General features: G+C 52.1%; 20 protein-coding genes. 3 read left to right on the top strand and 17 right to left on the bottom strand.

Annotated features, from left to right (window positions below; genetic code table 11):
- Positions 1-22: 22 nt before the first annotated feature.
- The 4 genes from K0T92_RS16025 to K0T92_RS16010 form a co-directional block, all read right to left on the bottom strand.
- The gene (locus K0T92_RS16025) at positions 23-934 is read right to left on the bottom strand and encodes a cation diffusion facilitator family transporter (protein ID WP_219873486.1); all 912 of its coding nucleotides are present in this window, start codon (positions 932-934) and stop codon (positions 23-25) included.
- A gap of 115 nt (positions 935-1,049) precedes the next feature.
- Positions 1,050-1,973 carry a protein translocase subunit SecF gene (gene secF, locus K0T92_RS16020; RefSeq protein WP_219873485.1) on the bottom strand — a complete coding sequence of 308 codons (924 nt, stop codon included), beginning with the start codon at positions 1,971-1,973 and terminating at the stop codon, positions 1,050-1,052.
- Complete coding sequence (secD, locus tag K0T92_RS16015) at positions 1,963-3,222, bottom strand: protein translocase subunit SecD (protein WP_219873484.1); 1,260 nt, start codon at positions 3,220-3,222, stop codon at positions 1,963-1,965. The genes secF and secD overlap by 11 nt, the downstream gene beginning before the upstream one ends.
- Positions 3,223-3,355: 133 nt before the next feature.
- A complete protein-coding gene (locus tag K0T92_RS16010) occupies positions 3,356-3,595 on the bottom strand; it encodes a post-transcriptional regulator (RefSeq protein WP_219873483.1) in 240 nt (79 codons plus the stop codon).
- 201 nt (positions 3,596-3,796) lie between these two features.
- On the opposite strand from K0T92_RS16010, the gene spoVB reads away from it, so the two are divergent.
- Entirely contained in the window at positions 3,797-5,368 is a 1,572-nt protein-coding gene (spoVB, locus tag K0T92_RS16005) for a stage V sporulation protein B (RefSeq protein WP_219873482.1), read from the top strand.
- Positions 5,369-5,418: 50 nt separating this feature from the next.
- On the opposite strand, the gene K0T92_RS16000 is transcribed toward spoVB, so the two are convergent.
- Entirely contained in the window at positions 5,419-6,108 is a 690-nt protein-coding gene (locus K0T92_RS16000; protein WP_219873510.1) for a YetF domain-containing protein, read from the bottom strand.
- 360 nt (positions 6,109-6,468) lie between these two features.
- Here K0T92_RS16000 and K0T92_RS15995 point away from each other — a divergent pair, with 360 nt between their 5' ends.
- Together K0T92_RS15995 and K0T92_RS15990 are read left to right on the top strand one after the other, a co-directional pair.
- Positions 6,469-6,861 (top strand): TIGR04086 family membrane protein, encoded by a 393-nt coding sequence (locus K0T92_RS15995; RefSeq protein WP_219873481.1) that lies wholly within the window; start codon positions 6,469-6,471, stop codon positions 6,859-6,861.
- A 99-nt stretch (positions 6,862-6,960) separates the two neighbouring features.
- Positions 6,961-7,821 carry a phosphatase PAP2 family protein gene (locus tag K0T92_RS15990; RefSeq protein WP_219873480.1) on the top strand — a complete coding sequence of 287 codons (861 nt, stop codon included), beginning with the start codon at positions 6,961-6,963 and terminating at the stop codon, positions 7,819-7,821.
- A gap of 583 nt (positions 7,822-8,404) precedes the next feature.
- Here K0T92_RS15990 and yajC read toward each other — a convergent pair.
- From yajC to thrB, 12 genes are all read right to left on the bottom strand, one after another.
- The gene (gene yajC, locus K0T92_RS15985; RefSeq protein ID WP_219873479.1) at positions 8,405-8,731 is read right to left on the bottom strand and encodes a preprotein translocase subunit YajC; all 327 of its coding nucleotides are present in this window, start codon (positions 8,729-8,731) and stop codon (positions 8,405-8,407) included.
- 17 nt (positions 8,732-8,748) lie between these two features.
- Entirely contained in the window at positions 8,749-9,885 is a 1,137-nt protein-coding gene (tgt, locus tag K0T92_RS15980) for a tRNA guanosine(34) transglycosylase Tgt (RefSeq protein ID WP_219873509.1), read from the bottom strand.
- Positions 9,886-9,906: 21 nt separating this feature from the next.
- On the bottom strand, positions 9,907-10,953 hold the full coding sequence (queA, locus tag K0T92_RS15975; RefSeq protein WP_219873478.1) for a tRNA preQ1(34) S-adenosylmethionine ribosyltransferase-isomerase QueA: 1,047 nt from the start codon (positions 10,951-10,953) through the stop codon (positions 9,907-9,909).
- Positions 10,954-10,958: 5 nt separating this feature from the next.
- The gene (locus K0T92_RS15970) at positions 10,959-13,112 is read right to left on the bottom strand and encodes a SpoIID/LytB domain-containing protein (protein WP_219873477.1); all 2,154 of its coding nucleotides are present in this window, start codon (positions 13,110-13,112) and stop codon (positions 10,959-10,961) included.
- Between the two features lie 16 nt (positions 13,113-13,128).
- Positions 13,129-13,584: a thiol-disulfide oxidoreductase DCC family protein gene (locus K0T92_RS15965; protein WP_219873476.1), complete on the bottom strand. Its 456-nt coding sequence runs from the start codon at positions 13,582-13,584 to the stop codon at positions 13,129-13,131.
- Between the two features lie 14 nt (positions 13,585-13,598).
- On the bottom strand, positions 13,599-14,636 hold the full coding sequence (ruvB, locus tag K0T92_RS15960; protein WP_219873475.1) for a Holliday junction branch migration DNA helicase RuvB: 1,038 nt from the start codon (positions 14,634-14,636) through the stop codon (positions 13,599-13,601).
- A gap of 20 nt (positions 14,637-14,656) precedes the next feature.
- Positions 14,657-15,295 (bottom strand): Holliday junction branch migration protein RuvA, encoded by a 639-nt coding sequence (gene ruvA, locus K0T92_RS15955; protein ID WP_219873474.1) that lies wholly within the window; start codon positions 15,293-15,295, stop codon positions 14,657-14,659.
- Positions 15,292-15,795 (bottom strand): crossover junction endodeoxyribonuclease RuvC, encoded by a 504-nt coding sequence (ruvC, locus tag K0T92_RS15950; protein WP_219873473.1) that lies wholly within the window; start codon positions 15,793-15,795, stop codon positions 15,292-15,294. The genes ruvA and ruvC overlap by 4 nt, the downstream gene beginning before the upstream one ends.
- Before the next feature lie 185 nt (positions 15,796-15,980).
- Complete coding sequence (locus tag K0T92_RS15945; RefSeq protein WP_219873472.1) at positions 15,981-16,613, bottom strand: BofC C-terminal domain-containing protein; 633 nt, start codon at positions 16,611-16,613, stop codon at positions 15,981-15,983.
- Positions 16,614-16,775: 162 nt separating this feature from the next.
- On the bottom strand, positions 16,776-18,629 hold the full coding sequence (locus K0T92_RS25325; protein ID WP_219873471.1) for a LysM peptidoglycan-binding domain-containing protein: 1,854 nt from the start codon (positions 18,627-18,629) through the stop codon (positions 16,776-16,778).
- Between the two features lie 186 nt (positions 18,630-18,815).
- Positions 18,816-19,685, bottom strand: a complete 870-nt coding sequence (pheA, locus tag K0T92_RS15935) for a prephenate dehydratase (RefSeq protein ID WP_219873470.1) — start codon at positions 19,683-19,685, stop codon at positions 18,816-18,818.
- Positions 19,682-20,662 carry a homoserine kinase gene (gene thrB, locus K0T92_RS15930; protein ID WP_219873469.1) on the bottom strand — a complete coding sequence of 327 codons (981 nt, stop codon included), beginning with the start codon at positions 20,660-20,662 and terminating at the stop codon, positions 19,682-19,684. The genes pheA and thrB overlap by 4 nt, the downstream gene beginning before the upstream one ends.
- Positions 20,663-20,672: the final 10 nt, after the last annotated feature.

Below are 20,672 nucleotides of genomic sequence, written 5' to 3'. Positions count from 1 at the left end.
TGCACATGAAACGACGCTGCTGCTATTGCAGCAGCGTCGGCACCTGCTCCCCATTAGGGTTATGATTCGATTTGTACGGATAACCCGGATCATAGGGCTCCACATGTACCGTAACATCCGTTATGTGGCTAAACCGCTTCATTAAGAAATATTTGACACGCTTGGCAATATCATTGCCTTCGAGCACCGATATTCGAGGATTGACGCTGATGACAGCATCGACCACAACATAGTGTCCATGCTCGCGCGCGCGCAGCTCCTCCACTGTAACGACGCCTTCGATCCGGCCTACAGCAACCTTGAGTTCAGCAATATCGGTCGCTTCAATCTCACAGAACAGCTTCCGCTGTACAGACGCTGTCATGACACGATATCCGTTATTAAATACAATAACGACAATTATAAGAGATGAAGCAGGATCAAAATAATAGAGCAGCGGAATATTCAGCGGCTTGCCCAGTGCAGCAGCACCTGTCCCGATTATAGCAGCCAAAGAAGCATAGAGATCCGCTCTTCTCTCCTTGACCGGGAAGAACAGCTCCTTCAGCGCAAAAGCGATGACAATTGCTGCGGCTGCCGACCATCCAGGCGCCTTCTCCACGCCTTCAGCAATAGACAGGATAGCCGAAATACCGATTTCCAAGCCGACTATAATGAGCAGCATGGATGCAATAACACCTGTATACGCCTCCGTCCGTCCGCGAATGCCCGAGATCGGCGCATCAGTCGCCCCGACCTGGCGGCAGCGCCGTATATCGGTTAACGAAACGAATGATGAAGCTGCATCAGATGCGGAACGGCAGGCATCGGCCAGCAGCGCCTTGCTGCCTGTATTCACACCGATGCCTCCCTTCACTGCCGCCAGACAGACATTGCCGAGAAGCCCTGTCCACGCTGCGGACTCCGCTTTAGCATATCGTTTGTGCGCTGACATGGACGCCTCCTATAAATGATAGCGCAGTCTCATCTTTGCCTGATTGTGCAAGCAAGCTCCGCAAGACGAGACCCGTTATAGTGATGGAACAATCGATATTGATTAAATATTGGCCTTATGACGTTGTCGATACCTTCGCCGCCTGCTTAGGCTTCTGGCCTTTTTTGAGCAGCAGCCAGAGCGGGCTTGCGATGAAGATCGAAGAATACGCACCGCTTATCAAACCGAACAGAATCGCAAGCGCGAACAGCTTGATCGATTCACTGCCGAGGAAGTAAAGGCAAGCTGCCGCCACCACAACAGTAAGCACGGTATTAATGGAGCGTGAAAGCGTTTGTCCTACGCTGTCATTAACTACCTTGGCAAGATCCGCAGCCGTCTTCACCTTCGTAAATCTCATATTCTCGCGAATACGGTCAAAGATAACAATGGTATCATTGATGGAGTAACCGACGATCGTCAGGATCGCTACGATGAACGGGAGATTAACCTCCAGACGAAGGATAGAGAACAGGCTGATTACGATAAAAGCATCGTGCAGCAGCGCGACGATAGCCGCAACAGCGAACCGCCATTCGAAGCGGATGCTCACATAGATGACAATTCCGATACTGGCGATCAGCACTGCCTTCAGCGCATTGAATTGCAGCTCTCTGGCAATCTCGACATCGACGGTGTTCACTTCCATCGAAGCCTCTTGATCAAAGTTGGCCATAAAGCCTTCCTTCAGCTTCTGCTCATTCCCATCGGACAACACTTCGTCGAAGCGCAGTGTAATCCGGTCAGAGCCGATCGTAAGGCCCGGCTTTCCCAAGCCGCTGTCCGTTAGAAATTTCTCAATATCCGCTTTCTTGCTCTCCAGATCCTTCGATACAACAATATCAACACTGGAGCCTGATTTGAAATCAACTCCGTAATTAAGTCCCAGCAGAGCGAGTGTCAATATCCCGAGAATCGTAATGGCAATCGAAAATATAAAGAAGTAGCGGGCTTTGCCGACAAAATTAAATGATGTGAAGCCCTCTCTGTTAAAGTTCACGAATCTCACTCTCCTTAACTCCGAAATAAGCCGGTTTATTCAGCTTGTCACTGCGAATGAGCAAATAAAGGAGCCAACGCGAGTAAACAACATTCGTGATTACACTGACGATAATACTGAGAATCAGAATGACCGCAAAGCCTTTTACAGCGCCCGTACCGATAAAGAAGAGCACCAGGCCGGCAATAATGGTCGTAATATTCGCATCCATGATGGTGCGGAACGAATTTTTCGTTCCCGCTCTAAGCGAGGACAATATACTCTTGCCGCTCCGCATTTCCTCACGGATTCGCTCGTACGTAATAATATTAGCATCTACTGCCATCCCGATCGCAAGAATAAATGCCGCGATACCTGGCAGCGTCAATGTCGCCTTGATCAAGTAGAAGCCGAACAGCAGCATCCAAATAAAGAAGATCAAGGAGAAGCTGGCAATTATGCCTGGAATCCGGTAATAGATCATCATGAACAGCAGTATCAGCACAGTGCCCAGCGCACCTGCGAGCAGCGTCTGTTGAAGCGACATTTGACCAAGCGAAGCTCCCACGCTTTGCGTATATTTCTCCTTCAGCTTGAGCGGAAGTGCCCCGAGATTGATCGTATCCTTCAATTGCTTGGCTGCATCGCGCGAGTAGTCGCCGGAGATGACAGCCTGATTGCTGTTAATCTCGTAGCTGACTGCTGGCGCTGACAGCTCCGTTTCATCCAGATAGATGGCCAGATTGTTGCGGCTTAGCTTGGCAACCTCTCTGGTAATCTCCGCAAACTGCGAAGCGTTTTTCAATTCAATTGTAATATCCCAATTGCCAAGAGTAGTCTGCTGAATGTCAGCACCGTTCTGTACAAAATCAATACCTGTCAGCTCTACCTTGCAATAACCTGCATCCTCCGCACAGCCTCTTGCACTGCGGAAAGTCAATTCTTGAGGCTTCTTAAGAATATTCCGTACAGCCTCCTGATCTGTTACGCCAGCAATTCTGGCGCGAATCCGGTCTTTGCCTTCCGGTGTAATCTCCGGTTCCTCAACACCTGTTGAGTTGGCCCGCTTCTCAAGGCTTCTCGCCGTTTCGCGGAGTGCGTCCTGAGTAATAACACCGCCTGGCGTAAGGGGCTCTGCCTGATACAGAATTTCGAATCCGCCCTTCAAATCGAGACCAAGCTTGATCTGATTGACAAGCCATGGGCTCGTAGCTCCTACGACGCCTGCAGTAACGACGACGATGAGCAAGAATGCTAACATACGGTTCATAATGTCTAATTCTTCCCCCTTGAGTGATAGTCAATATTCCTATTATAGCGATGCCGGAAAAACGAGTCAAAAAAAATAGCCCCTCGGCACGAAGAGAGGCCTGGCACCCTTCACGACAGCGTAAGCAGCTCTCTTAGAAATGCGTCCCTCGATAAGCGCTTAATGTCATGAAGTTCATAAATTTCATCACCTTCAGCGATAAAATATCATTAACAACCTGATGCATGGCAGGCTCGCCAGTCTTGGCGTAAGCAGCACTCACACATTCCCATACTTCCTGTCCTGTCACATGCTCGTAGCCGATGAGATGAAACTCATCCGCCTTGCTATTGCATAATGACTCAATGGTCGCGATCCACTCTTCGTCCTTCATTACCGCGCCCTCCTTTGCTTACTTCCCTCTGTTAAATTCGCCCTCATCCCCTACGATTCCTGCCCGTCAACACCCTCTTGCGAAAAAATGGCTGCATGGAACGAGACATGCCCCGCATAAGCATGAGCATAGGACATGTCGGCGGCAGCCTTGCCGCGGCCTCATGTTCGCCAGAAAGTCTTTAAGAGAGAGGGAACGCATGTGACCAAGCAAACGTTTATTAAAGGTGCACTCATCCTGTTAGTAGCAGGCATTGTCAATCGCATACTCGCCTTCGTCCCCCGCATCGCGCTGCCACGCATTATCGGCGCTGAGGGCGTAGGCCTCTACCAGCTTGGTTATCCCTTTCTCATTGTGCTGCTAACCGTCATCACCGGAGGAATTCCCCTTGCTGTCGCCAAATGGATTGCGGAAGCGGAATCCAAGGGCGATACCGCCAGGGTGAAGCATATTTTCCGTGCTGCAATGGGACTTACAATCCTCCTTTCGCTTCTGCTCACCCTGCTGTTTATTATCCTTACCCCCTGGATGACAGAGCATCTGCTGACAGATACCCGCGTCTACCAGACTTTTCTCAGCATGACGCCTCTGCTGCTTATTGTCGGTGTATCCTCTGTGTACAGAGGCTATTTTCAAGGCAAACAAAATATGGTGCCCACTGCGCTTTCGCAAACGGTGGAAACCGTTATTCGCATAGTGTTTGCACTATTGTTTGCAAGCATGCTGCTTCCATTCGGCCTGGCGTGGGCAGCTGCCGGAGCGATGCTTGGCGTAGTTGCAGGCGAGCTCGGCGGATTAGCGGTGCTTGTGTGGATGTATGCCAAGAGCCGGCGGCGCGAGCAGCCCCCAGGTCCCTCAGCATTACAGCAGCCCCCGGCTGCCAGCCTCTCCAAGCGGGTTCCCGTATTGCGCCGGCTGATCAGTCTGTCTATTCCTGTAACGGCCAGCCGCATGATCGGCTCGCTATCCTATCTGCTGGAATCGATCTTGACTGCGCGGGCGCTTGCAGCCGCCGGACTTGCCACCGGTATAGCAACAGCACAATACGGCGCCTTGCAGGGCATGATTATCCCGATTCTGCTGCTGCCCACAGCACTAACGTACTCGCTGGCAGTCTCGCTTGTCCCTTCACTCTCCGAAGCGGCGGCCAAGGGCGACATGGCAACGATACATAAACGCCTTCATCAGTCCATGAGACTGGCTCTTGTAACCGGCGCACCATTCATCGTCGTCATGTCGCTTTTCGCTGAGCCGATCTGCCGCATTCTCTATCATCATGCCGATATTGCCCCCATGCTGCAATGGATGGCCCCGATCGGGCTGTTCATCTATCTGCAGGCTCCTCTGCAAGCCGCGCTGCAAGCGCTGGATAAGCCTGGCGTTGCGCTCATGAACACTTTTATCGGCGCTATCGTTAAGCTGCTGCTCATCGTCAAGCTTGGCTCCGATCCCGAATACGGCATTTACGGGGCGATTATCGCCATTAACGTGAATATCGTGCTTGTAACGGCACTCCACTGGATCAGCGTTGTCCGATTTGTCGGGTTCCATATGAAGCTGCTCGACTTCCTCAAAGTTGGGTCGGCCATGATCATAATGGGTGCCGTCGCCCTGTGGATAATGAACCGCCAAGCACTTCCGGAATTATGGCTCAATCTGCTGCTGTCATCGCTGGCTGGCGTACTCATCTATCTGCTCATTATGATCCGGCTTGGCATTATTGACCGCTATGACGTTGCCCGTCTTCCCGTTATCGGACGTTGGTTCCATTAGTTCTATGCATGGCAGAAGCCGGATTCGTGTTTCTCTTCAGCTGCAAGAGATCACTTGTCCGGCTTCGCAATTGTATCGAAATAGAGCTTTCCTTTGTGGTCAATGGTGCATAAGTACACCTGCTTGCATTCGGTAATGCCCCGTTCTCTCATCTGTTGATTCAGCCAGAACCGGTTCTTGCCCAGCATTTCCAAATTAGTCGTCTGCACTTTGCCGTCCATAATAAGCGGTACCGGCAATATTTCAAATTTGAAGCCGCGTGGAAATATGCTGGAGACACCGTCTCTTGGAATGCTTTGCTGTTCTGCAACAAAGGCTCCGGTGTGAACCGTCATAGCTGGATTATCAGACTGCTCTTTCTTGATAACGGACAGTTTGCCTGTCGTCTCCAGAATAGCAAATTCAACATCTGCTACAGTGGACACCTCGTTCTCCCTCAACTGCTGCATCAAGTCATCCAGATTGTACCGCTGCTTATGCATCGCCTCGCGATTCAGCTTCCCCCGTTCAATCATGACCGTGGGCTTGCCGTCGAACAGGAATCTAAGCTTGCGGCTCTTCAAGGCCAGATAAGCAAGCCCCACCTGAATAACAAGCAGCACGACCATCGGAAGCACGCCTTCCAGCATAGGACGCTTCGTATCTTCAATGACAATGACCGCTATTTCCGCAATCATGAAGGAAATGACCAGATCGAAGACAGACAGCTTGCCGATCTCCCTTTTGCCCATGAAACGCATGATCAGAAACACAACAATATAAATCAAGACCGTTCGGATAAACAGAATCCACAACTCCAATGGAAACCGCCTCCTCCAATGCTATGCGGTGCAAACCCTGGTTCGCAGCGTCTTAACCTCGTTATGCAGTCCATAACGTGTAAACTTATTGTCACCTTGTCAACCCGTCATCATTCAGGAGGCAGAAGCCCGAATTTTGGAAGTATAACGGTTAACGGTGCCCCATCATGATGGATGAACGCTATTTGAGCCTATTTGAGTCGTCTATGGTGTACTATTTCCGTCAGCTTGGCCATATGTTGTACAAACCGTTCATATGTAATTCTGCATTGAATAAGAGGATAAAAGGAGGGGACAAGGATGAATCCAATGAAAAATGTTCCAAAAGTGCAGATGACTTCGCCCATTCTATCAGGTATATTGTATGCCGCCATATGGTTGTCGATCGGGGCACTGATATTGTCGGCACTGCTTCGCTGGGGTAGTATGCACGAGAATGCGCTGCCAGCTTACAGTCTTATCGTGCATGGTTTGGCCGCCCTTGCAGGAGGCTTTATAGCAGGCAAACGATCCGGACAGCGCGGATGGTATTACGGCTGCTTGTTAGGCTTCGCCTATGGCATCATCGTGCTGTTAATCAGTTTCCTGGCTAACAATTCCGGCATGAGCGGAAGAACACTGATCATGCTCGGCGAGACATTGCTGGCCGGCGGAATTGGCGGCATGTTCGGCGTTAATGCCAAGCGCAACTGACAATGTGTGCCGTTTGTGAACAGTATTGGGAAATTGTATTATCCCCTTGAATATATGCTATACTAGATCGAGTATTTTTTTAGGGGGGAAGAGGACGCAATGGTTTTGTTCGACAGCATGACGACCGTTACAATCTATACGACAATCACCGTTATTTTTCTGATCTGGTATGGCGCTCTCGCTAATCCATTCAGCATCGGGGGATTGTTCGTTAAGGAACTCGTAACCAATCGCAAATATTTATTTCACTTCATCGCTTTATTAGCCATTCTGTTTCTGAATAAGATAGAGCTTCAAATTGAACAGAATATGAACTATACATCTGATTTCACTGCTTGGTTTCAATCCCTGGAGGGCGATTTCGTCAGCAACCTGCAGCAGCTTTTCCATAATGATATGCTGACAACCTTTCTCGCTTTCATCTACGTTGTTGTATTTCAGGCTCTCATGATCGCCTCGATCGGCATCTATACGTATCAGAGCAAGGACAGAGTGATGTTCTACGCAACTTGCTATGCGATCATGCTCAACTATCTCGTAGCGATTCCGTTCTACCTGTTCTTCCCGGTCAATGAGGTCTGGGCGCATGATTCAAGCGTTGCATTCCTGATGCTTGATGCATTCCCTAACTTCGAGTCGGAATACCGGGCACTATCCGGTCTGGACAACTGCTTCCCAAGCTTGCATACATCCATCTCTGTTACGCTTGCCATCCTGGCAATACGCTCGGGCAATAAGCGCTGGGCATGGTTCTGCAGCATCGTCGCGGCATGTGTCATTTTCTCAATCTTCTATCTAGGCATTCACTGGTTTATTGATATGTGCGGCGGTGTATTGCTCGGCGTATTCGCATCGACCACGGGAATCTACCTTAGCAAGCATGGATTCTCCCTCAGCCGTCGCCGCAAGCGCACCCTGGCTGGCAGCCCTGTCAATTATATTCGTGAGGACGCCAATTAATTCTTCAAGGAGCTGTCCGAAAAGTCCAAGTCCAATATCCAATGAGTCCGTCCTAAATGATGTGAAAATGTGACAAGAAGCCTCCAAAACCGCTAAAAGCGGGACTGGAGGCTTCTTTTTCATAGGGGACTCAGAAATGATCAAGCAACTCATCACACAACTCATCAAACAAACTTTTTGGAAAACCCCTTCTCCAAGTGTTTTGAAGGCAGAGTGACGGAGCAAGAAGCCTGCGAAAGTGCATGAATTTCGGTTACAAGACGCCATAATGGCAAAATTCCTGCGATCATGCATGAATTTGAGCAAAAATCGGCCGTTAAGGAGAAACTAAGGTGAAATACCTGCACTTTGGCAGGCATTTGCTCTACAGTAGGCCAAAACTCGAAAATTCCTGCTCTCTGGCAGGCATTTCACATCGTACCGCTTCTTAAAGCAGGAGCGCTGAGATTTCCAGAAAGGACTTTCTGGACAGCCCCTTGTCGTTCCATTCATGCATCAACAATCTGCATAAGAAAAAACCGGAGCACAGGCATCACTGCCCTGATCCGGCCTTGCAGGCGAGCTTCAAGCATGCCTCTGATGGCTATGCTTTAATCTCTTCTTTCTTCTCTTCCTTCTTGTCAATCGTAACTGTGGACGCCGCCGCTGCGCTGGCAGCAGTCACATTGTTCACCGCGCTGCGGTCAAATGTGATCTTGGTTGCATCATTAACTCGAAGAACGACAACATCATCGGTAATTTCAAGAATCGTACCATGCATCCCGCCAATTGTGACGACTTTATCGCCTTTCTTCAGCTGGCCCAACATCAAATTACGCTGTTTGGCTTTGCGCTGCTGAGGCCTGATAAGCAAGAAGTAGAATACTGCAAACATCAGCGCAAACATCAGAATCGGACTTAAACCTTCCATTGATTGTTCACCCCTTTCTAGAATCCTCTCGTATTCTCGAATAAACCATATTTGGTAAAGAAAGCTTCGCGGAAATCCAGCAGCCTGTCCTCCATAATGGCCTGCCGCACATCTCTCATAAGCTGCAATAAGAAATGCAAGTTATGGTATGTCGTTAATCGGATACCGAACGTTTCATCCGCTTTAATCAAGTGGCGGATGTAAGCGCGGGAATAGTTGGTGCATGTATAGCAGGAGCATTCCGGGTCCAGCGGCCCAAAGTCCTCCGCGAACTTCGCATTTCGAATGACCAGTCTGCCAGAGCTTGTCATCGTTGTGCCATTGCGTGCGATGCGAGTTGGCAGTACGCAGTCGAACATATCAATCCCGCGAATCGAACCGTCAATGAGCGCATCAGGTGAACCAACACCCATCAAATAGCGTGGCTTCCCGTGAGGCAGCAGAGGAACCGTGCTTTCAAGCATGCGGTTCATAATATCTTTAGGCTCGCCAACACTTAATCCTCCAATAGCATACCCCGGGAAATCCATGGAAGTCAAATCAGCAGCGCTTTGACGGCGCAAATCCTCGTACATGCCGCCCTGAATGATAGCGAATAACGCTTGATCATGCGGCCGGGCATGTGCCTGCAAGCAGCGTTCAGCCCAACGGGTAGTCCGCTCAAGCGACTGCTTCACATAATCGTATTCCGCCGGATATGGCGCACATTCATCGAATGCCATCATAATATCCGAGCCGAGTGCGTTTTGAATTTCCATGGCCTTCTCCGGCGAGAGAAACAGCTTGTCCCCATTGAGATGTGACCGGAATTCAACGCCTTCCTCTTTAATCTTACGCATGTTGCTCAGACTAAATACCTGAAATCCGCCGCTATCCGTCAGAATCGGCCGATCCCAGTTCATAAATTTATGCAGCCCGCCTGCCCGGCGCACAATCTCATGGCCGGGTCTGATAAACAGATGATACGTATTGCTCAGAATAATATGAGCATCCATCATCTTCAGCTCTTCGGGACTCATCGTCTTAACCGTTGCTTGGGTTCCTACCGGCATAAAAGCCGGGGAATCGATCACGCCATGCGGGGTATGAATACGCCCCAATCTTGCTCCTGATTGCTTGCAAGTCTTTATTAATTCATATTTAATCGCCACTATGCACTCTTCCAATCCTGGTTGCTAGTAAATAAACATTGCATCGCCAAAGCTGAAAAAACGGTATTCCTGTTGAATCGCTTCCTTATAAGCCTTCATAACGGCCTCTTGTCCGGCAAGTGCGCTGACCAGCATCACAAGCGTCGATTTGGGCAGGTGAAAGTTGGTCAGCAGCGCGTCGACAAGCTGAAATTTATAACCAGGATAGATGAATATATCCGTCCAGCCGCTGCATGCCCCGATGCTCTCATCGGCAAATCGCTGGGCGACTGTCTCCAATGTTCTGGCCGAGGTTGTTCCAACCGCGACAATCCGTCCGCCCTGCTCCCGTGTCTCGCTCAGAATTTTCGCTGTCTCTGCACTTAGCTCATAATATTCGGAGTGCATCGTATGCTCTTCGATAAGCTCCACAGACATCGGCCGGAACGTGCCCAGACCAACATGCAGCGTAACATAAGCAATACGAACCCCTTTCAATCTCAGCTGCTCCAGAAACGGTTCGTCAAAATGAAGACCCGCTGTAGGTGCCGCAGCTGACCCTTCATGCTTCGCATAAACAGTCTGATAGCGTTCCCTGTCATCGAGACGTTCTTTGATGTAAGGAGGCAGCGGCATCTCGCCAAGCCGGTCAAGCAGCTCCTGGAAAATACCGTCGTAATGAAACTCGATCTCCCGTCCGCCCATTTCACCCTCGGAGACAATTGTAGCCCGCAGCAGCGGCGAGCCAGTGCCATCATCGCCAAATGCCAGCTCCGTTCCGAGCTTCAGCCGTTTCGCGGGCTTCGCAAGCGTCTCCCAGCGATCCCCTTCCAGCTGCTTCAGCAGCAGAAGCTCTACTTTCGCACCGGTATCAGCCTTCACTCCAAGCAGACGGGCGGGCAGCACGCGTGTATTGTTCAATACAAGCGTGTCACCTGGATGCAGCATATCGGCAAGCTCCCGGAAGCTGTGATGTCCGACTTTGCCCGTATGCCGTTCCAGCGACAACAGCCTTGAAGCTGTCCGTTCTGCCAGCGGCGTCTGGGCAATTAATGATTCCGGCAATTCAAAATCAAATTGATTAACATTCATTGGATTCATTCCTTAACGATCGTAACGTCTTTGTAGTAGTATTGCAAAATATATTTGTAGTCATACCCTGTTTCTGCCAATCCGCGCGCGCCATATTGGGACAATCCCACGCCATGTCCGTAGCCTGAGCCTACGAACCGGAACTTGGGCTCAACAGTTGCCGCTCTTACCTTGCCCTCGCCATTCATTATATAGACATTGCTATTGGATTGCTTGGCAGCTCCATCCGCGCCAATGACATATAGCGTTCCTCCATCGGCAGGCCGTTCACGCTTATTGTCGGCACCGGCGATCGTCATCCTTGCAGTCTCGTCAATGGCAAACTTCGTGCTTGGAAGTCCACCCAGCGAGGAACGGAACAGATCCGGATATTTGACATCCAGCACTCCGCCATTCACGAGAATTTGTGTCGGTCGGCCGGATGGCCCTTGCTGGCTGATCTCCAATGTGCGAATCGACCCGCTGACGGGCGTTTTCACTTTGCCTTTTATCGAGGCCAACAGCTCATCCGAGGAGAACGGCCCTCTCACCCAAGTCATTTCATTCGACTGAATCGTTTTTTCCAATACAATAACGCGCGTTCCTGCATTCAGTTGCCCGACAACCGCCACATTATCCTGAACGAGCGGAATCGGACGAACCTTAACGCCGTCGCCCTTCACTTTCATGATGGGCAGGCCTACGGGAGATTTGTCCCCCGTTTCTTCCAGCAGATCTCCCCGAATATAACCGGGAACACCGTCTGGAATAACGACCCTGTACCACGTATACAGCCCTTTCTCCGATAATTGATCCGGGCTGGCGGCGGTTTTGAGATAAGGAACCTCGCTCCCCCAAATCTCCTTGGCATCGGCGCTGGCTCCGCCGGCACTGGAAGAGAAGACGGCTTCGATCAGCTTGCCGTTGTTCATCGCCACTTCGCCGCGGGTTGCATCTACAGCCGCAATAGTTGTAGGCTTCTCTGCGCTAATGCCGCCGTAGACCTGGCTGAGAACCGTATCCACAACATGGGCGATCTGGAAGCCGAAGCCCTGATAGAGCGCATAGGTACGGGCGGCAACCGCCTGTGCTTTAAGCGCCTCCCCATGCCAGGAGCCCGGCATCTCTCCGCCGACAACCGAATACAAATATTGCTCGAACGGAAGCTCATTCACAACCGCCAGCTTGTTGTTGAAGCCGCTAATCTCGAATGCTCCCCTGTAGCTTCGATTGTACCGCTCCGTCAGCTTGATGCCTGTCGGCGCATTTGAAGCGATCGTTACCTTGGCTCCCTTCATCGGTATCGCATACAGTGATACCGATGATTTGGCTGATTCGCTAATCGTATGGTCTTCTCTGAGCCAAATATAGGAGGAGGCGGGATCTGTTTGGCGAAGATCCGCTCCACCTGCCGATTTCGCTGCCTGCGCTTTAATCGCATTCAAAGATGCTGTATCCGCCGCTGCGCCTACCAATACCGTGTAGAGAGCAGCAGCATCTCCGGTTACCTTCAAGGCCGGATAGGCATCCACCGAAGCGGCGCCGAATGCTGCCGCCGCAGTGCGGGCATCGGCTTCTGTTGCATACACACCCGCCTCCAGATGAAGGGGGCCGGCCACCTTCGGCCTGACCGCCCCAACCAGCCCTTGCAGTGCGCTGTCCTTGATCAATCGGTCAATAGCTGTTCCTGCCTCTGCTTCTGTTGCATAGGAGCCTTCAGTTACTTGATACACAATACCGTTATTCTTCGAGAGCGAAGTTAGAAGGCCGGTACCGCCTAACGCCTTCACCCGCTTCAGAACAGCCAGCGCCGCCTGGAAATCAGAAGTCTCGATCAATTGCGGCTTGTAATCATCCAGAGTGAACCGGACAGCTTGCCCCGCTGCGCCTTGCATAAGCGGAATTGTACCCGATGGCAGCCTAAGACCAATATCCAGAGGAGCAGCTGATGTGTAGGTCGCTGCTGTCGTATTAAGCTTGTACTTGGAAGGCAGATCGATAAAGAGAGCCACTCGTATCGTGTCCAGCTTAGGTACTGCTGCATATGAAGGCCATGCCGTGCTCAGCGAAATCAGTGCCAGCGCGGCCAGCAGCACGGAGAGCGTCCGCTTCCATTTGGGCAAACGCAGAGCCGGCGCATTCCTCTTGCTCGCATTTGCAGTAACGTCATTTGCATTCATTCTGCCGCTCAACCCCCTAATCGGTCTTGTTGTTCAGATGTTGATCCGGCAGACGGCATGCGCCGTTGTGGCAGCCCTCATCCGTCTTGCCGAACCACTCATAGCGTCTGGCAGCAATGTAACGATACAACCTGTCGGCAATTCTGCCCATGCCCGGAATTCGGTACAGCGGGGCCAGCCATCGCAAACCGCGCACGGTGCGTATGATTCGGACGACGCCATCCGCGCCGGCCCAAACATTCCCTTCACCGTCTACAACATGAATCTTGCTTAGCAGCTCCTCCTGCGTCTTGCCGATCACCGCTGGAACAACGTTCGCCCCATCCTGAAGCGATTGAACCGGTATATAATGAAGCTCCGCAGTGGAACGAAGCTCCTTCAACCTCCGGACACTGGCCATGCACAAATTGCAGGTCCCATCGTACAATACATACAATCTTTCGCCTTTGGCGGTTGCTGAGAGATGATCCAACCGACAACCCCCTCTTATTCGCCGTCTTTCGTGGAATCCTCGGCGGCGCTGAACTGCTCTGGAAGAGGCAGCCCCAGATGCAGATAAGCCTGGGGCGCTACGACCCGTCCACGCGGTGTCCGCTGAATGAAGCCGATTTGGAGCAAATAGGGCTCGTACACATCTTCAATGGTCTGGCTCTCTTCACCGATTGTCGCCGCTATCGTATCCAGCCCGACCGGCCCCCCGCGATAATTGACAATCATCGCACGAAGCATCTTATGGTCGATGCCGTCAAGTCCAAGCGGATCGATCTGAATCAGCTCAAGCGCAGAGCGTGCAAGCTCATGGGTTACAATGCCATCTCCCCGAACCTGTGCGAAATCGCGAACCCGCTTGAGCAGCCGGTTCGCAATCCTTGGCGTCCCGCGGGAGCGCATCGCAATCTCATGCGCAGCTTCGCCAACAACGCTAACGCCAAGAATCTCCGAAGCGCGAGACACGATGAAAGCCAATTCATCCACATGATAAAATTCGAGCCGGCTCACCACACCGAAACGGTCACGCAGCGGCGCAGACAGAAGACCCGCTCTTGTAGTCGCTCCTATGAGAGTGAACGGCGGCAGATCCAACCGCACCGAGCGGGCGCTTGGCCCTTTGCCGATCATAATATCAAGCGCAAAGTCCTCCATCGCCGGATAAAGAACTTCCTCGACTGTGCGGTGAAGGCGGTGTATCTCGTCTATGAAGAGCACATCGCCCTCCTGCAAATTCGTCAGCAGCGCAGCAAGGTCGCCGGGCCGTTCAATCGCAGGCCCGCTCGTTGTGCGCAAATTTACGCCAAGCTCATTGGCGATAATGTTCGATAATGTCGTCTTGCCAAGCCCTGGCGGGCCATACAAAAGGACATGGTCAAGCGCCTCCTTGCGCAGCTTGGCCGCTTCAATGAACACCTTTAAATTCTCTTTCACTTGAGACTGACCGATATATTCGGACAAGAAGCGAGGGCGCAAGCTTAGCTCGGCCACCGAATCTTCCATCATAAGGTTGGCGGAGATTATCCGGTCTTCCATTCACGCTTCCTCCTTTCCGCTCAACCTTTGAACAGCTGCTGCAGCGCCTTCTTCATAAGCGCGTCTACTGTAATATCGGGATCTACTGTATTCTTCAGGCTGTGCCACGCCCGATCAAGCTCCGCTGCAGTGTATCCCAATGCGGCAAGCGCCTCGCGGGCTTCCTGCCAAACGGTGCCTCCTTCGGCCGATGCAGCGACACCGCCACCGAATACGTCATCCAGCACCAGCCCGGAGGCGGCACCTCCAAATCCGGCCGGCAGCGCGTCCAGCTTGTCCTTCAAGTCCAGAATCATGCGCTGGGCCGTCTTCTTCCCGATGCCCGGCAGCTTGGTCAGAAAGGCTATATTCTCCTGCTGAATCGCTGCCGCCACCGCTTCCGGCTTGCCGCCAGCCAATATTCCCAGCGCAACACGCGGCCCGATACCCGAGACATCAAGCAGCTTGCGGAACATGGACTGCTCCTCGCGGGTCGCAAATCCGAACAATAATGTGGCATCCTCACGGACATGGTGGTGGGTGAAGATCGTTACAGCCTCATCGCTCTTGGCGAAATAATACGGATTAGGGGTATATACCTGGTAGCCAATATCCCGAACATCAACGACAACATATTCGGTTTCCCAATGGATGACACGGCCTCGAACGAAATCTATCACGGCCTCGTCACCTCGCTTATTTTGTGCGACAGCACAGAGGAATGGGCATGACAGATCGCTATTGCGAGCGCATCCGCCACATCATCCGGCTTCGGAATTGCACTTAAATTCAGAAGCATCCGGACCATCTCCTGCACCTGGCGCTTCTCTGCCTTGCCATATCCAACAACAGCCTGCTTCACCTGCAGCGGCGTATACTCCGATACCGGAAGCCCGCGCTGTGCAGCTGCCAGAATAATAACCCCTCGCGCCTGGCCGACCGAGAAGGCAGTTGTAACATTCTTATTAAAGAACAATTTCTCAACGGCAACGGTATCCGGCTTGTACTTATCCATAAGCGAGCATGCAGATTCATAGATCTGCTTCAGCCTGATCTCCTGCGCTGTACGCGCTTCCGTCTCAATAGAGCCATACTGGACGGGAACGAGCTTGCTCCCGATCTTGTCTATGAATCCGAACCCCGCAATCGCGATGCCCGGATCGATGCCTAGTACCCGCAAGCTTCCTCTCTCCTTACGCCTATCGAATGGTCATTAATGGGCTACCATCCATTATAACAAATGACAAGCAGTATGAGAACAAGCGTTTTGTCCACCTTGTGAAACTCCGCCCTGTTCATTCCCCCAATGCAAAAAAAAGAACGCCCAGATGCTCGTTGGCGCTCTTCTTCCAGTATGATCAGAAGCTAGTACGTTGGCTTCATCACTTTCTCGCTTTTCACCCGCGCATAGTCGCTAAAGGTTGACAGAATGCTGTTATAATCGTCAACATCGGTTACACGAATGCCGGCGATAAGCTGGTCGATCTGTTCCTTGGGCAGGCTGCTCTCCATAAATTGAACATCAAGCTGAAAAAAGGTGCGCAGTACCTTCTCTTTCTTGGGCGGCCCTTCGAATAGCGACAGAGAGCCTTCCTTGTCTATGCTCATATAGGCGTTCTTCTTGCAAGCCTCCGACAGATCGTCAACCCGCTGCTCCATAACGACAGCCCCGTCCTTATCCATTACGGCAGTCCATTCCGGACGGCTTCGAAGCAGTCCAAGCACCTCTTTGGCATTCATTCTTCCCAGCGGGCTTGTCTCTTCCCCGCACAGGTATACAAGCCTAAGCTTCACTGTGAGCTGCCTATTGCTATCTGTCAGAGCGCGAATAACACTTTGACTCTCCGGCCTGCCGAGTGCCTCGGCTGCATCCGCTGGCGAAGAGTAGCACCACCAGCTCATCAGCAGCGGGCCCATCAGACATCCAAGCGCCCACATGGGCTTTTTGCTGCGGCGTAATCGTTTTTTCAATTGTTTCCACAGGCTGAATTCCATCATAAAGGAACTCCCCTTTTACCTTTTTTGCTAGTGTTCCACCTCCATTGGTAATTATGCGGACATTCAGGACGGCTGCTAATAAAAAAAAGAACATGGCTGTCGCACCGTCATCCCGAACCCATGACAGTGAGACAGCCTTTAGTAGGACAGATCGTTTTATGACTAACGGTTAATCCAAGGCTGGTTGTTTCGCGATCTCGGCAGCTGGTTGGATTTGCGTGATTTTTTGGCCGCTTTTCGTGTTACAGGCTCCTTGCTTCTTTGTGCCAGTGCGATCATCTCGGTATCAGCCTCGATGTTGATGTCCTCTTCCCTGTCCTTGCAGCCGCAATTGCATTTCTTGGGCTCTAATGTGCCAAGCGGAGACACTTGGCCTTGACCGCTATAGCCATAAGTCTGAACGGGCATCCCTGCCGGACCAGCCATTGAAGGGGAGACACTTGTCGGGCCAAAGCCATAATCGTAGCCACCCGGGCCCATTCCTGCAGGGGACACGGCTGTTGGAGCATAGCCATAACCATGATGCGGGCCTATGTTGGCTGGCGAGACGGCTGTCTGATCGTAGCAGTCATACGGATTCATGCCTGCTGGCGATATTCCTGTCGGGCCATAGCCATATCCATGATGCGGGCCTATGTTGGCTGGCGAGACGGCTGTCTGATCGTAGCAGTCATACGGATTCATGCCTGCTGGCGATATTCCTGTCGGGCCATAGCCGTATCCATGATGCGGGCCTATGTTGGCTGGCGAGACGGCTGTCTGATCGTAGCAGTCATATGGATTCATGCCTGCTGGCGATATTCCTGTCGGGCCATAGCCATATCCATAGCCATCATGCGGGCCTATGTTGGCTGGCGAGACGGCTGCCTGATCATAGCAGTCATACGGATTCATGCCTGCTGGCGATATTCCTGTCGGGCCATAGCCATATCCATAGCCATCATGCGGGCCTGCACTGGCTGGCGAGACTGCCCCATGCCCATAGTCATCATGAGGCCCGGCACCTGCTGGCGAAACGAGATCGGCTCCATAGTGCGGCTCAGTGCCAAGCGGACTGACGGCCTGTGAATCCCAATGTCCGTATGAGGAAGGAGCAGGAGCCCCCCAAGGAAGTGTTGATGCGCCCATAACTGACTCGGGCGGGCACCAATCGGCAGCCGGACTGAGTGCGGCAGGCAGCGTCTGGGGCTGCGGATATCCATAGCCGCCCATCATGGCAGGAGATACAGCGGGACTGACATGGTGTCCATAATCATGGCCATAACCGGGCGTTGCGGCTGCGGGCGACACTGCACCCGGCATTTGCGGCATATTATACAGGGACATCACTTCCTTTGCTGGTGTGCCATATTGTTTGAACAAATCAATATGCTGCTCATATTGAATATGGATCGGGTATACCTTCTTCTCGACCGGCTTCTCCATGACCGGCATAGGGGCCGGCTGCGGCACGGGAGCCGGAGCTGGTACAGGCGCCGGCAAAGGAGTCGGGAGCGGCGCTGCAGCTTGCGGCATAATCGGGCCTGTCGGCTTCTTGCCGATGAATGGCGCCGTTGACATTTTGCCCATTATACCTTGAACCCCTTGAACGCCCTGTTGAACCCCATGACCCAGCCCTTGCATAAGCGACATCGGATGGAGGGGATGCTTAGCCGATTCGCCTTGCCCCATATCCGGCATATTGGCGGGCGTACCAGTCTTAGGTATATTGACAATTTCTCCTGTCAGCAGCACATTGGGATTTTTGAGCTGCGGGTTCGCTTTAATCATATCACTCAGTGGAACTCCCCATGCTTTGGACAGCTTCCAGAGTGTATCCCCTTGCTTCACAACATGCTGATGCATAATTTCCATATTCCCCGGCTTAGACGTCGGAACCTTGACCTTCATCCCGACATCAATGGCATCCGGATTCGTGATGTTCGGATTGAGCTTCAATATCTCTTCGAGGGTGACATTGTACTTCTGCGCAATCATGTATAACGAGTCGCCTTTTTTGACAATATGAATTTTCACTCGCCACTAACCTCCTGTCACGGTCTTAGTTTCACGGGCATACGCAGCAAATGCCCATTACCAATCCTTACATCCTATGCATGATGTGGGCGGGTGTCACCTATTCAGGCAAAAAAAAGTTAAAGCCCGTCCGGCAATATGCCGTTCCGAGCTTTAACTTTATCCGGTTCCAAAATCATATCCAGCCTATTCTTTTTTGTAAGAATAGCTTGGATAACTGCCTAGTACGCGAACCTGACAGCCGATCGCTTCGATCTCAGCAAGAGCTGAAGGCAGCAGAATCGTATCGAGCGACATCTCGATGTCGATAAGGAAGTAATAATTGCCCAGCTTCTTCTTCGTCGGGCGGGATTCGATGCGTGACAAGTTGATTTTGCGCCATGCGAATGCCGACAGCACCTGATGCAGCGCCCCCGGATAATCCTCGGGCATTGTCATATGAATGCTTGTCTTGCACTTATCCGTCGGCTTGCCAGTGAAAGCTTCCTCGCCAATGAGAAGGAATCGCGTGAAATTGTTGTCATGATCGGTTACGCCTTGCTCCAGCACATCAAGTCCATTATTGGCTGCAGCCGATATCTGGCCGATAGCCGCCCATCCGCTATGCGGATGATCGCGCACGATACGGACCGCCTCCGATGTGCTGCCAACATTCTCAAGCTCCGCATGGGGAATATGCTTGCGCAAATATTGCAGACATTGCGCCATTGCTACCGGATGGCTCAGCACTTTGACGATCCGGCTGTAATCCAGCACGCCATCAGCACCGGACAGCTCCGAGAGCGGCCCAATCAGGTTCTGTATGGACGGATAGACCCACTCCGCCTGAATAGGCAAATTCACCTCATTGATCAGCCAGTCCGTGTGCAGGCTTACAGAGCCGTCAATCGTATTCTCGATAGGAATAATGCTGTAATTCGTTCTCCCTTCCGCCGTGGAGAGAAAGACATCGGCAATGATGGAATGATAGCTGAAGTCAACATCCATCCCTTTGAACAAATATCTCGCTGCTTCATCCGAGGTGGAGCCTTGCGGCAAACATGCAACTTTTATCATGCCCTTACTTCTCCTTTAATCTGATCCATAAACGAAGCACCTTCGCTTCCCCTGCTATATACCGTCACTTCTGGCCCGCTGACGCATGGCTTCAGCCACATCGTCTCCGCCTGTATGCCTTCCTTCTGCAAAGTGGCAATCAGGAACGCCTCCAGCTCTGCCTTATCCGGGCTGGCCGCATCTACGAGTGCAAGCAGCGTTGGTCCGGCTCCGCTCAGCGCAGCGCCAAGCGCCCCATGCTCTGTCGCCTCATCCAGAATGGTCGCCATACCCGGAATAAGCGCAGCACGATAGGGCTGATGCAGCCGATCGCGCATCGCATGCTTGATCAGATCGAAGCGCCCGCTCGCCAATGCCGCAACTAGCAGGGAGCTGCTGGCTACGTTAAATACAGCATCGCTCATTGCGATCTGGGAAGGGAGCGCATGGCGCGCCTTCTCCGTAGACAGCTGGAACGCCGGTATTGCCACTAACACTTCCAGCTGGGAATGCGGCTCAAGCCGAATCAGCTCCGCCCGGCTGCCGTCCCACGAGGAGACGATAATACCGCCGAACAGCGAGGCGCCCACATTGTCAGGGTGACCCTCCAGCTTAGTTGCGATCTGGAACAGCCGATCCTCGCTCAATGGATTGCCGACAAGCGCATTCGCTGCCGTCAATGCCCCGACAATAGCCGATGCGCTGCTGCCCAGCCCGCGCGTCAACGGAATATCGCTATACATCGCGATATGCAGCTCGGGTATCGATACACCCGCTTCGTCGAAGACGATCTGGGCGATTTTATAAATAAGATTGGACTTGTCCCGCGGAATCCCGTCCAAGCCCTCGCCATGCAGGTCGATTACGGTCTCGCCGCTTGCAAGTGGCGTCATCTCAATCCAGGCATACAGGGAGAGCGCCATGCCCAGCGTATCGAAGCCCGGGCCCAGATTGGCCGTACTAGCCGGAACCTTCACAATTACCCGCCGATCCATCATTTTACATCAC

Origin of the sequence: Paenibacillus oenotherae (assembly GCF_019443105.1) — a bacterium.
Taxonomy (GTDB): domain Bacteria; phylum Bacillota; class Bacilli; order Paenibacillales; family Paenibacillaceae; genus Paenibacillus_Z; species Paenibacillus_Z oenotherae.
This window is presented reverse-complemented; position numbering and strand designations above follow the sequence as displayed.